The 12569-nt window shown below is 63.1% G+C and carries 13 protein-coding genes and 1 pseudogene; 10 read left to right on the top strand and 4 right to left on the bottom strand.

Translation table 11 applies throughout. From position 1 onward, the window contains the following. Positions 1-21: 21 nt before the first annotated feature. The 7 genes from ACOGJC_RS17170 (at position 22) to ACOGJC_RS17140 (ending at position 7199) form a co-directional block, all read left to right on the top strand. Entirely contained in the window at positions 22-972 is a 951-nt protein-coding gene (locus ACOGJC_RS17170; RefSeq protein ID WP_419846213.1) for an ATP-binding cassette domain-containing protein, read from the top strand. Beyond that, complete coding sequence (locus ACOGJC_RS17165; protein ID WP_419846212.1) at positions 969-1724, top strand: ABC transporter permease; 756 nt, start codon at positions 969-971, stop codon at positions 1722-1724. The genes ACOGJC_RS17170 and ACOGJC_RS17165 overlap by 4 nt, the downstream gene beginning before the upstream one ends. After that, positions 1721-2494: an ABC transporter permease gene (locus ACOGJC_RS17160; protein WP_419846211.1), complete on the top strand. Its 774-nt coding sequence runs from the start codon at positions 1721-1723 to the stop codon at positions 2492-2494. The genes ACOGJC_RS17165 and ACOGJC_RS17160 overlap by 4 nt, the downstream gene beginning before the upstream one ends. Before the next feature lie 106 nt (positions 2495-2600). After that, positions 2601-3530 (top strand): alpha/beta hydrolase, encoded by a 930-nt coding sequence (locus ACOGJC_RS17155; RefSeq protein ID WP_419846210.1) that lies wholly within the window; start codon positions 2601-2603, stop codon positions 3528-3530. A 41-nt stretch (positions 3531-3571) separates the two neighbouring features. Next, a complete protein-coding gene (locus tag ACOGJC_RS17150) occupies positions 3572-4501 on the top strand; it encodes an alpha/beta hydrolase (RefSeq protein ID WP_419846209.1) in 930 nt (309 codons plus the stop codon). Between the two features lie 174 nt (positions 4502-4675). After that, on the top strand, positions 4676-6352 hold the full coding sequence (locus tag ACOGJC_RS17145; protein ID WP_419846208.1) for an Eco57I restriction-modification methylase domain-containing protein: 1677 nt from the start codon (positions 4676-4678) through the stop codon (positions 6350-6352). Positions 6353-6428: 76 nt separating this feature from the next. Beyond that, positions 6429-7199: a hypothetical protein gene (locus tag ACOGJC_RS17140; protein ID WP_419846207.1), complete on the top strand. Its 771-nt coding sequence runs from the start codon at positions 6429-6431 to the stop codon at positions 7197-7199. A 21-nt stretch (positions 7200-7220) separates the two neighbouring features. Here ACOGJC_RS17140 and ACOGJC_RS17135 read toward each other — a convergent pair whose 3' ends face one another. Together ACOGJC_RS17135 and ACOGJC_RS17130 are read right to left on the bottom strand one after the other, a co-directional pair. Beyond that, a complete protein-coding gene (locus ACOGJC_RS17135) occupies positions 7221-7688 on the bottom strand; it encodes a PPOX class F420-dependent oxidoreductase (RefSeq protein ID WP_419846206.1) in 468 nt (155 codons plus the stop codon). Between the two features lie 37 nt (positions 7689-7725). Continuing rightward, entirely contained in the window at positions 7726-8610 is an 885-nt protein-coding gene (locus tag ACOGJC_RS17130; RefSeq protein WP_419846205.1) for a crotonase/enoyl-CoA hydratase family protein, read from the bottom strand. Between the two features lie 84 nt (positions 8611-8694). Here ACOGJC_RS17130 and ACOGJC_RS17125 point away from each other — a divergent pair, with 84 nt between their 5' ends. Further along, positions 8695-9459 (top strand): amidohydrolase family protein, encoded by a 765-nt coding sequence (locus tag ACOGJC_RS17125; RefSeq protein WP_419846204.1) that lies wholly within the window; start codon positions 8695-8697, stop codon positions 9457-9459. Here ACOGJC_RS17125 and ACOGJC_RS17120 read toward each other — a convergent pair. Both ACOGJC_RS17120 and ACOGJC_RS17115 read right to left on the bottom strand, forming a co-directional pair. Next, the gene (locus ACOGJC_RS17120; protein ID WP_419846203.1) at positions 9456-10295 is read right to left on the bottom strand and encodes an enoyl-CoA hydratase/isomerase family protein; all 840 of its coding nucleotides are present in this window, start codon (positions 10293-10295) and stop codon (positions 9456-9458) included. The genes ACOGJC_RS17125 and ACOGJC_RS17120 overlap by 4 nt on opposite strands. Further along, complete coding sequence (locus tag ACOGJC_RS17115) at positions 10288-10905, bottom strand: nitroreductase family protein (protein ID WP_419846202.1); 618 nt, start codon at positions 10903-10905, stop codon at positions 10288-10290. The genes ACOGJC_RS17120 and ACOGJC_RS17115 overlap by 8 nt, the downstream gene beginning before the upstream one ends. Positions 10906-11030: 125 nt before the next feature. Between ACOGJC_RS17115 and ACOGJC_RS17110 the strand changes: the two are divergent. Next, positions 11031-11243: pseudogene (locus ACOGJC_RS17110) on the top strand (Rdx family protein); the annotation flags it as partial. A gap of 38 nt (positions 11244-11281) precedes the next feature. Continuing rightward, positions 11282-12544, top strand: a complete 1263-nt coding sequence (locus ACOGJC_RS17105) for a cytochrome P450 (RefSeq protein ID WP_419846201.1) — start codon at positions 11282-11284, stop codon at positions 12542-12544. Positions 12545-12569: the final 25 nt, after the last annotated feature.

Genomic DNA, 12569 nt, shown 5'->3' with positions numbered 1-12569 from the left:
TATGGCCGAGGTCTCTGCCCAATGATCAAGATCGAAGAAGTTACCCACCGCTTCGGTGACACGGTGGCCCTCGACGACGTGAGCTTCGAGGTGGCCGCTGGCGAGGTACTGGGGCTCCTGGGGCCCAACGGCGCGGGCAAGACGACCATGATCAACGTGCTGTCGACCCTTCTGGTTCCCGACCGTGGACGGGCTTCGGTGGCCGGTCACGACGTCGTTGCGGAAGCCCCAGCGGTTCGGGAGTTCATCGCGCTCACCGGTCAGTTTGCCGCCCTCGACGACGTTCTGACCGGTCGGGAGAACCTGGTTTTGTTCGGCCGCCTGCGGTCGCTGTCCAAGCGGGACGCCACCCGCCGGGCCGATGAGCTGCTGGAGCGGTTCACTCTGGCCGACGCCGCCGACAAGCGGGTCGGCGCATATTCCGGTGGCATGCGCCGCCGTCTGGACATCGCGGCCAGCTTGGTGGTGGCCGCGCCGGTGCTATTCCTCGACGAGCCCACCACGGGACTCGACCCCCGGAGCCGAGCCGAGCTGTGGCAGGTGGTGCGCGAATTGCGCGATGACGGCCTCACCATCATGCTCACCACGCAATATCTAGAGGAGGCCGACCAGCTATCGGAGCGAATCGTGGTGTTGGACCACGGTCGGATTGTGGCCGAGGGCACTCCTGATGAGCTGAAGCAGATGGCCGGCGGTCAGGCCTGTGTGATCATGCCGGTGGATCTCGGCCAGCTCGATGAGTGTGCATCGGCGCTGTCATCGTTCGGCACCCCGGTGATCGACCGCGATATCGGCTCAGTCACCATTCCCGATGCCGGTCCCGGTGTGGTCAGTGGCATCATCGCCCGCCTCGAGGGCATCGATCTGTCTGATATCTCGTTGCGACGGCCAACCCTGGAGGAGGTGTTCCTCCAGATCACCGACCAGCCGGGCGGCACCCAGACGTCGCCCGAAAGCGAGACCACGACGTGAGAACGCTGGCGGCGGACACCTTGATTCTCGGAGCCCGCTCCGTGCTGCGCAGCCAGCGCAACCCGGCCACGATGATCAGCGCGTTCATCCTCCCGCTGCTGTTCTTTGCCCTGTTCTTCGTCGTCATGCGCAGGGTGATGGCCGCCCAAGGTTTCGACTACGTCCAACTCCTTCCGCCAACCATCGTCGCCCAGGCGATGCTCTTCGCCGGCATGTCGTCGGCTTACTACGTGGCGGCCGACCGCCTGTCCGGGATTACCGCCCGCCTTCGCTCGATGCCGCTGCACAGAGCGGCCCCCATCCTCGGCCGGTCGGTCGGAGACCTCATTCGCAGCCTGATCTCACTGGTGCCGATCACCGTCGTCGGAGTGATCGTCGGGATGCGCTTCGACAACACTGTCGGTGTCGTCGGGTTCGCCCTCGTTGCTCTGGCCTTCGGCCTGGTGGCCTCCCTGGGCATGGGATTGATCGGGTATGTGGCGTCGTCGCCCGACGCGGCGGTTTCCATCGCCTCGATGCCCTATCTGCCGCTTCTTATGCTGTCGACGGGCTTCGTCCCGGTGGAGAACTTCCCCGGCTGGTTGCAGCCCTTCGTGGAGTGGCAGCCGGTCACGGCAGTGATCGACGCCCTGCGGGCCTTTACCGGCGAGGGCGATATCGGCTCGACATTGCCGGTGGCCGCGGCATGGATGGGCGGCCTCGCGCTGTTGTTTGCCGCGCTGGGCGCCCGGGCATTCAAGAGGACGTCATGAGCGCCGGAGTGCGAAGCCTACTCTCCCACAGTCCTGTCTTTGCCGGGCGCTCGTTCAAGCGCTTCATCCGCTCTCCCGACAATGTGGTCAGCACCGTCGGCTTCCCGCTGCTGTTGCTGTTGACGATATTGGCGGTGTTCTCCTCCGCAGTCGAGGGCTTCGACGAGGGCCCGTATGCCCAGCGCTTGGTGCCCATGCTGGTGGTGTCGGGGCTGATGTTCGGATCGCTCAGCACCGCGGTCGGTTTCTTCACCGACCTGGGTCAGGGCTACATGCAGCGCATTCGCACCATGCCGGTGTCTCCGGCCGGGCCGCTGGTGGGAGCGGTGCTCGGGGAGATCGGCCGCGCCGCGGTGGCCTTGGCGGTGTTGGTGGCCGTGGGATACGGATTCGAGTTCCGATTCACCAACGGCATTGTGCCCGCAATCGGGTTCTGTCTGATGGCCATGCTGGCATCGGTGTCGATCGTGTGGATCGGCCTGGCCATGGCAACCGTGGCCCGCTCCCAAGAGGCGCTGGGGCCACCGCTGGGGTCGCTTTTCCTGGTGCTGCTGTTCTTCTCCCGGGGCATGGTTCCCATCGACGCCTATCCGGGATGGGCCCAGCCGGTCGTGAGGTTCAATCCCGCCACCGCCTATGTCACCGCCATGGACCATCTCGCCCGCGGCGGCGATCTCGTCAAACCGATCCTCGGATCGCTGGCCTGGTCGGCCGGGCTAGTCGCAGTGTTCGGCACCATCGCCGTCCGAGCTATCAGACGGGCGAAGTAGCTCCGGTCAAAGACACGGCCTAAGTCATCTGGGTACCTAATGGGCCGCTAGATTCGCGCCGTTGACGCTGGTTGGGTTGCCGACCGGGCTGAGAGAAGGAGCTGCTATGGCGACGGTGCCGCTGCATGAGGAGATCGAGCCGATCAAGGAAATGGTGCCGTTTGCGGTCATCAATGCGGATAATTTGCCCGAGTTGCGGGCTGGACGCTTAGGAGAGCTTCCTGAACTGAGCGATGCGGTGGAGCGCACCGACCATGTGGTGGACGAAGCCAACGGCGTGGTAGTTCGGGTGCATCGAGCGGTTGGGCAGGAGGGCGCCGCGCCCTGCGTGTATTCGATTCACGGCGGGGGTTACATCCTGGGCAGCTATGAGATGGACGACGCTAAGTTCGACCGCTGGTGTCAGGAGTACGGCATCGTCGGGGTGTCGGTGGAGTACCGGTTGTCACCGGAGACGCCTTATCCCGGACCGCTGGAGGACTGCTATGCCGGATTGAAGTGGACGTATGACAATGCCGATGAGCTCGGCATCGACCGGGACAAGATCGGCATCACCGGAGTGAGCGCCGGAGGCGGATTGTGCGCTGCGCTGGCGCTGTTGGCCCGGGATCGGGGCGAGGTGCCGCTGCAATTCCAATTGCTGGACTGCCCGATGATTGATGACCGCCAGATCACCCCGTCGAGCCAACTTGACGAACTGCTGGTTTGGAGCAGGGAGTCGAACGCTTTTGGCTGGCAGAGCTATCTCGGCGACCTCTATGGGTCAGACGATGTGCCCTACACCGCGGCTCCTTCCCGGGCTGAGGATCTATCCGGTCTGCCCGATGCCTACGTCTGCATCGGCGGAGCCGATGGCTTTCGCGACGAGGACATCACCTATGCCATGCGACTGTACGGCGCGGGCGTGCCCACCGAGTTGCACGTCTACCCCGGCGCCCCCCACGGCGTCGCCCTCTTCGGCCACCTTGAGATCGCCCAGCGCTATTCCGCCGACCAGGAAGACTGGCTCCGCCGGCAACTTGAGCGGCTCGGCTGAGGGGCTCTTAGCTCAAGAGCACCAGAAAGGCGGGTATTGCGATGGTCCTGTTAGACAAGGAAATCGAGCAGCTCAAGCACACGGTGCCGACTCGTGACCTCAGTGCCGAGCTGCTGCCCGAGGTTCGGGCCAGCTTGCCAGTCCAGTTTCCCGAGCTGAGCGACGCGGTGGAGCGGTCAGACCATGTGGTGAACGAAGCCAACGGCGTGGTGGTGCGGGTACACCGGCCAGTGGGGCTGGAGGGTGTGGTTCCATGCGTGTACTCGATCCACGGCGGGGGCTACATCCGGGGCACCTACGACATGGACGACGCCAAGTTCGATCGGTGGTGTCCAACCTACGGCATCGTCGGCGTGTCAGTGGAGTACCGCCTGGCCCCGGAGACGCCCTATCCCGGTCCGCTGGAGGACTGCTACACCGGTTTGAAGTGGACGTACGACAACGCCGCGGAGATCGGCATCGACCCCGACAAGATTGGCATCACCGGAGTCAGCGCCGGAGGTGGCCTGTGCGCCGCGTTGGCGTTGCTGGCCCGAGACCGGGCCGAGGTCCCGTTGCAGTTCCAGCTCCTGGACTGTCCCATGCTCGACGACCGCCAGATCACCCCGTCCAGCCAGGATGAAGACCTGGTGATCTGGAACAAAGCATCGAACGCCTTCGGCTGGCAGAGCTACCTCGGCGATCTCTACGGCACCGACAACGTCCCCTACACCGCAGCCGCCGCCCGAGCCGAAGACCTATCCGGCCTCCCCGAGGCCTACGTCTGCGTAGGAGGCGCCGACGGCTTCCGCGACGAGAACATCATCTACGCCATGCGCCTCTACGGCGCCGGCGTCCCCACCGAACTCCACGTATACCCCGGCGCCCCCCACGGAGTAGGCCTCTTCCCCCAAACCGCCATAGCCCACCGCTACGCCACCGACCGAGAACACTGGCTCCGCCGCCAACTCGAGCGACTTGGGTCGTCCTAGGTTTAACTGAATTTCTGTCAGGGTTCTCTTTCTAAGCAGGCCAGAGCGGCGCGTAATTGTCACTGCGTGTCGCTAATGTACTGATATGAGATTCCAGCCATGTAGTTTGCGCTGCATAGGGAGTTCCGCGTGAGTGGCACTCGGCAGTTGCCGCTCCTGGATTCTCGCCGGCCGATGGTCGAAGCCGACTCTCAAGGCGAGTACGGCGAAGTGTTTACGCGAAGGTGGGTCGTCGACCTAATGCTCGACCTCATCGGCTACACGCCTGAAACCGACCTGGGGGCAAAGGTGGTCGTGGAGCCATCGTGCGGGTGTGGGGCGTTCCTTCTTCCAATCGTTGAGAGGCTCGCGGAGTCATGCGCCACTCATGGGCGTCTACTGTCTGAGCAAGGGAGTGCCATCGCAGGCTTCGACTTGCTTGAACACAATGCTGAGATTGCTCGGAAGGCTGTTGTAGCCAAACTTCTCGATCTGGGTGAGGCACTGGAGAGTGCAGAGCGCCTCGCTGCGCGGTGGGTCACAACGAGTGATTTCCTCCTGAGCGAAGAGCCGGTACAAACAGCTGACTTTGTGGTGGGGAATCCTCCGTATGTCCGTCTTGAGGACGTCCCCAGGGAAGTCAGCGATGCTTACCGATCCATGTGGCCAACCATGCGAGGTCGAGCAGACATCTACATAGGGTTCTTTGAGAAGGGCTTGTCTTTGCTTGGTCCTGAGGGCCAGCTGTCCTATATCTGCGCAGACCGATGGATGCGGAACCAGTACGGCGCGCACCTCCGCAAGCTGGTGTCGAATTGCTATGCCGTTGACACGGTCATAGTCATGCATGATGTCGACGCGTTCGAAGAGGAGGTGTCGGCGTACCCAGCCATAACCATCCTTCGGAATGGCGTCCAGGGTCCTGTACGTGTAGTGGATGCCAACGCTTCCTTCGATCAGCACGAGGCCTCCTTGGTGCTCGATTGGCCATGTGATTCACAGCAGCCCTTGTCTGCCTCTAGGGGTTTTGAGGCAGGCGAGTTGACAAGGTGGTTTGAGGGTCCAGATTTATGGCCAGCAGGATCCCCTAAGAGGCTTGAGTTGTTGGCCGATCTCGAATCCCGGTTTGTCCCACTCGAAGATCCTCGGACAGGGACACGTATTGGCATTGGCGTTGCTACGGGATGCGACGAGGTCTATATCCGGGCTGAGGCCGAGGGGGTGGAGCCCGATCGTCTGCTCCCACTCCTGACCGCAGGCGATATCGCGACGGGTCGTCCTGATTGGTCGGGCAAGTACCTGATCAATCCCTGGGATAAGGATGGGCTCGTGGACCTGCGCGACTACCCAGGACTGGCGCGCCACTTCGAGCAGAACAGCAAGTTGCTTCGATCACGTCATGTCGCCCGGAGGCAGCCGAAAGCCTGGTATCGGACCATCGACCGGGTTACTCCTGAACTGATTGACCGGCCCAAGCTGTTGCTTCCGGACATCAAGGCGCTTTCACACCCCGTTTTGGATCCTGGTGGCTTCTACCCCCACCACAACCTCTACTACGTGGTATCCGATTCATGGGACCTTGAAGTGCTCGGCGGCCTTCTGCTGTCCGACATCGCCAACCTCTTTGTCGGTGCCTACTGCGTCAAGATGCGAGGTGGCACCTACCGATTCCAGGCACAGTATTTGCGCAAGATTCGAGTACCCGCCCCCGATGCCATCAACACGGAGCTACAGGAGCACCTAAGAAGGGCCTTCAAAGAGCGAGATCGTCGTGCCGCGACTGAAGCAGCGGCAGAGGCGTATGGAGTGGCCAGCGACATTGACCAGGTTGGCGGGCGGTCTTGTAGTGGCATTCAATTGAGCAGGAGTTGACAGGAAGAGTCAATAGATGCCCGCTCCAACCAACGCTCGATGGGCCACGAGCCAACGATGTGCCCCGTTCATGGATGTGTACGCCGCCGCCGAGGCTGAGGGGCACACAAGCTGGAATCAAGTAGAACAAGCGTTCTTACTGGCGATGTCTCAATTCGACGCTTCCATCGCCGCGTCGGTGGGTGCTGACATGACCGACGACGAGAAGTCCGAATTGGGAGCCGATCTCCAAAATGGCAAAGGCGACTTCTTCAACGATCTGCTCGTTCTCCTCCTCAAGCAGTGCTCCGGTGTCGAGCTCTTGACGTCTCGTCGCCCAGTCCCCGGGCTCATCGTGCCTGTACACAACCTCGATTGCGTCTATCCCGCTGAAGGCGATCTCCGGTTCATGCTCGAAGCGAAGATGATGGGTACGCCCAAGCACATCAACTCTCCGAGGCAAAAGGAGAGTGGCCGCCCTGGATCAGCCGACATCGACAAACGGGTCAAGGAACTTGCTTTCAAGTGCATCGACCTGAAGGGCGAATTCAGCAGACGTCAGACGATGACCGGCACAGCGCCTCGCACAGGAGGGCCCGGCGGAGGCGATCTGACCACCTGGCTCCGCTCGGTCGACCCGAAGATCTATTTCTTCATCGCAGTAAGGGTCATCAACGACAGCGATTTCGAGAGGACCCTCAAATGGGCCTCAACTGCACAGCAAGTTCTCGATGCTGTCGGCCTCTACTGCTTCGAGCCCGTCGGCGACTCGTTCACCGATTACCGGCAACGCGACGGCGTCCCACCAGACCTGCAACTCGAACGGGTCTTGTACAAGGCCTGTGTCGATCTACAGGCGATGACATGAGGTAGTCCACGACGTGCTCCCTCAGTCGTCTTGGACTAGGCGGGCGGGGAAGCCGCCTTTGGAGATAGGGCCCCATTGGTCGATTGTGAGGCGGATGAGGCATTTGCCCTGGTGGGCCATGGCCTCGCGGTATTCGTCCCAGTCGGGGTGTTCGCCGGAGATGACTCGGAAGTATTCGACTAGGCCGTCGAGAGCCTCGGGCATGTCGAGGACTTCTGCGGTTCCGTCGAGCTGCATCCACTCGCCGCCGAACTCATCCGACATCACCACCATGGAGGCCGAAGGGTTGCGCTTGACGTTCATCGACTTGGCCCGCTCGGGGTAGCTAGACACCACCACCCGGCCACTGGTATCGAGGCCCATAGTCACCAGCGAGCTCTGGGGGCGCCCGTCTCGGCGAGTGGTGAGGAGCACGCCCCGGTGGCGGGGTCGGACGAAGTCCTCCATCTCGGCCCGGTCGACGTAGCGGTCGGTAGCAATCGAAGCCATGGGTTGAACCTAGCTGCCTGTTGCCAATGATCCTGAACTACAGCGTTCGCCTCACGGGTAGGAGGTTTTGAAAGACGGGGTCGCGGCCCTCGGTTCTCGCAGCGAACACCTCGGCCATATCGTCGGGGTGGAACATGCCCGATTGCCAGGTGGCTACATAGTTGAGACCGTCGTCCACGCTGTGGTCGCGGGTGTAGTTGAGCATCTCCTTCGATCCCCAAATAGCCAGTGGCGAGCGCTGGGCAATTTCCTGCGCGATGGCGAGTACTCCTTCGATCATGGCCTCTTGATCAGGGTAGACCTGGTTGACCAGTCCAGCTGCCTTTGCCTCATCGGCGGTGAGCCGGCGGCCGGTGTAGGCGAGCTCGCGGGCCAGCCCGTCGGGGATGATCCGAGGCAGCCGTTGAAGGGTGCCTAAGTCAGCAGTCAGGGCGATGTTGATCTCTTGGATGCAGAAGAAGGCATCGGCGGTGCAGTACCGCATGTCGGCGGCGCAGACCATGTCGACCCCTCCGCCGACGCAGCCGCCCTGCACTGCGGCCAGCACGGGCATACGGGCCTTCTCCAGGCAGCTGAACGACTCCTGGAGGATCAGGGCGAGGTTGCGAGTCTCGGCTCGGACCCGGCCGAATTCCGGTGCCTCTGCTGACTCCCTATCAGTATCTGAGCCACCCGAGAACAGAGAGTCCGGCTGGGTGAACACCGACAGATCCATTCCCGCGGTGAAGTGGCGTCCGGTGGAGGAGATCACCAGCGCTCGGGCTTCGCCGGAGTCCGACAGCTCATTCACCGCAGCGGGCAGCTCAGACCAGAATTCCGGAATCATTGAGTTCCTGGCTTCGGGCCGCGAGAGCTGGAGATGGGCGACGCCACCTTCGAGGGTGATCTCGAAGCAGGTGTAGTTCTGGTTTGAGCTAGCCATATTGGCTTCCTTTCGTGGCCGATCTGCCCTACAGGGAGCCCCCTGAGATCGGCGTTAGGGGGTGTTGCCGAGCAAACTAGCCGGGTGCTCGTAGTCGATACCCATACTCACGTGATCTCGGATGACTTTGAGAAATATCCGCTCCAGGTGGCGGACTATCCGGGGGTGGAATGGGTGTATGAGGCTCCGGTGACCGCTGAGGAGTTGTTGGCCGAGATGGCGGCTGCTGGAGTGGACCGGGCGGTCTTGGTGCAGGCCCAGGGGGGTTACGGCACGGACAATTCCTATGCGCTGGACGCTCGGGCGGCCTACCCCGATTTGTTCAGCGCGGTAGTGATCGTCGACGAACCTGCCGAACTCGACCGGCTGGCTGCGGCCGGGGCGGGTGGGGTGCGGTTTTTCGCTATCGGCGGGGGAGGGCCGCTGCACGATGAGGCCACTTGGGACACCGCGAGACGACTCGGCCTACGGGTCAGCGCGGCCACGGTGCCCGAGTATCTGCCAGCGTTGGGCGACGCGGTGGCCGCCCATCCTGATGTGATCTTGTCTCTCGACCACTGCGGGTTCGCGCCAGAGTCGATTGGGGACTATGCCCACCTGGGGAACTTGTACTTGAAGGTCACTCCCCATGTGCTGGATGCGGGTGACCCGGCGGCCATGTTGGAGCGGCTGGCCGAGCAGTTCGGCCTCAACCGGCTCATGTGGGGATCGGACTACTCCCAGACCCACGACCGGCCCTACCAGGAACTAGCCGACCAGGCCCGAGCAGCTTGCGCTGGGCTTACCGAGCGCGAGAAGGCCCAGTTCTTGGGGGGCACCGCCCTGGCCCTTTGGCCGGAATTGGGCTAGTCGATTCCCAGCATCTCGTCGATCACCGCAGCCATCGCGGCGGGGTCGCGCTCGGTCTCGCGGGTTTGGCCGCCAGCGTCGAGGAAGCGCTGCATAAGGGCCACATGCTGGCCGGTGGCTGAGCAGGCCATCATCGCCTGGGTCTCGGTCAACAAGCCTGGCTCCACCGGCCCCAACGCGGCGTCCACGGCCTGCTTGGCCTTGGCGATTGACAGCCGGGGCGAGGCGGCGATGCGACGGGCCACCTGGGTGGTGAGGGCTCGGAGCTGATCGGAGGGCAGCACCTGGTTGACGTAGCCGATGTCCGCGGCCTCCTCGGCGGTCACGTCGTTGCCCGACAAGACGATCTCCAGCGCCCGGCTGCGGCCCACCAGGCGGGCCAGCCGCTGAGTGCCACTGGCCCCGGGGATGATGCCCATAGCCACCTCGGGCTGGCCCAACACGGTGCGTGGCCCAGAAAAGCGCATGTCGAGCGACAGCAGGAACTCTGAGCCGCCACCCCGGGCGATGCCGTCGATCATGCCGATGGTGGCCACCCCCATGGTGCGGCAGCGGTCGAACGTGGCCGCGGCAAAGTTGGGCTCGCTCGGCACCTCGGCGGGCGCCTCCATAGCCAGGATCTGCTCCACATCGCCGTGCATCAAGAAGAACTCGGGATCAGCGCTCTCGAACACCAATACATGCACCTGCTCATCAGCCTCAACGGCGTCAAGAAGGCTCATGAGACCGCCGATCAAGGGGCCGTCAACGAGTTGTTTGGGCGGATGATCGATAACCACCCAGCCCACGCCGTCGGCAACTCTCAAAGAGAATGGCCCAAAACTCTGCTCACTCATCGTGGTCCTCCCATTCATTCCAGAAACAAACTTCCGACAATGGCCGCCGGCGCACCGGCCCGAAGGGCACCGCGGGCCACCCCATCGGGATGCCGCACACGATGTGGACGTCGTCGGGAATGCCCAGCACGGCCCGAACCTCGTCGGCCCGGAAGGCGTGCAGCGTGGTCAGCACCGTGCCCAATCCCAGGCTGCGGGCCGCCACCAAGAGGTTCTGCACCGCGGGGTATATCGAGTGGCTCACTCCCCTTTGGGTGGAGCACACGATGATGAACACCGGCACGTCGCCCACCTCGCGGGCGAACTTGGCGGCCTTCTCGACGACTTCAGCCTCCTGGCCCCGCAGCCACTCGGTGCCCGCCGCTGACGGATTGTTGTACGACTCCTGCTGAGCGTCCAGATAAAGCTCGGCCAGACGGCGGCGTTTCTCAGGATCGGTGACCACCACGAAGCGGGCGAACTGCCCGTTGATGGCACTGGGCGCCCGGATGGCGGCGTCGAGCACCTTGGTGACCATCTCGTCGGGCACCGGATCGGGCAGATAGCGCCTCACCGCCCGCTGGGTGTGCATGGCCTCGAACACGCCGACCTCGCCGGCTGGTTGATTCATGGGGTCCGACAGTAGCGGTCGCAGAAATGTGCGGGTTGCCGACTGCCCGCCGGTAGCCTGCTCCCATGGCGCAAAAGCACCGCATCACCATCACCTATTGAGTTCCTTGAGACTATTCCGAGCACGCCGTGAGCGCTGCCAAGGACCTCCTTCAGAACTACCAACACATCATTGAGGATCTGACTCTGGTGACCGGTGCGTCGGGCATCTTCGACGTAGAAGTCGACGGTGAGATGCTCTTCTCCAAAGACGACTGCATGCGACACGCCGATGTCGGCGAGGTGTTGAAGCTCTTTGCCGAGAAATACGCCGAAGGAGTGCTGGTCTACGGCTCGTAGCTGTCCGGACCGCCCGAGCGGGCCACTACGCTGCGGGCGTGGACGCCGAGACAGCAGACGTCACAGTCGACATCGATCATCAGACGCCGGAGTTCGTCGCCAACCGCCATAGCCGCTACCACGAGTTGCGGGAGAGCTGCCCGGTGATGTTCAACGAGCACTACGGCGGTTTCTGGATGGTCACCGACTATGAGTCGGTGGCCCAGGTAGCCCGAGACAATGAGACGTTCGCCCACAAGTACGAGCCCGACGCCCCCGACGGCATCTCCTACATGGGCATCTGCGGAGTACCCCGCCCGGGCTACATCCCCCGCCAAGGAGTGTCGGAGATCGACGGGCCCGAGCACGCCGATCTGCGGCGGGTGCTGAACCCGCTCATGACGATCAACGCAGTCGAGAGCAATCGTCCCCGCATGGAGGCGGTGTCGGCGTGGTTTATCGACGAGATCATCGAGTCGGGCCAGGCCGACTTGGTGCTCGACTACACCACGCCGGTTCCGGCGGTGCTGACGCTGGAGATGATGGGCATGGTCTCGTCGAACTGGCAGCACTACGCCGACTTCTTCCATGCCACCTCGTCGTATGAATCCACCGACGAGCGGTACAAGAGTGCAATCGCCCACCAACCGGACATGTGGGAGGAGCTTCGCGACTTTGCCGCGTTCCGCCGGGACAACCCGGCCGACGATGTCACCACTGCATTGGTGTCGTCCCCGTTGGATGGCCGGATGCTGAGCGACGACGAGATCACCGCCATCATGTGGAACCTGGTGGCGGGCGGCCTCGACACCACCACGTCGCTGGTGTCGTGGGGCCTGCACCACCTGGGCACCCATCCCGAGGACCGCGCCCGGCTCATCGACGATCCGAGTCTGATCCCGACCGCGGTGGAGGAGTTCTTGCGCCACTACAGCCCCAGCGAGACCCTTACCCGCACCGCCACCCGCGACGTGGAATTGGGTGGCCGCCAGATCCGCCGAGGCGACATCGTGTTCATCAGCTGGGTGACGGCCAACCACGATCCCGAGATGTTCGACGCCCCCGACGAGGTGCGCATCGACCGAGAAGCGAACAAGCACTTGGCGTTCGGGCTGGGCGGCCACCGCTGCATCGGCTCGTCGATCGCCCGCATCGAGTCAGAGCTCATGCTCCGGGACGTTCTCGCTCGCATCGGCGACTACGAAATAGACCTCGACGGGTTCAAGCCCTATCCCGGCAATCTGCTGATGACCGGCGTGGTGTCGATGCCGGTCACATTTACGCCTGGGGTGCGTACGGGCGCAGCCGACCCCTTCGCTTAAGGGCCTAGCAGGCCCGGATGATGGG

The sequence above is a fragment of the Candidatus Poriferisocius sp. genome, assembly GCF_965204015.1.
In the GTDB taxonomy this organism is placed as follows: Bacteria; Actinomycetota; Acidimicrobiia; order Acidimicrobiales; family Bin134; genus Poriferisocius.
Note: the sequence above shows the minus strand (reverse complement) of the source record. Positions and strands in the feature narration are given on the sequence as shown.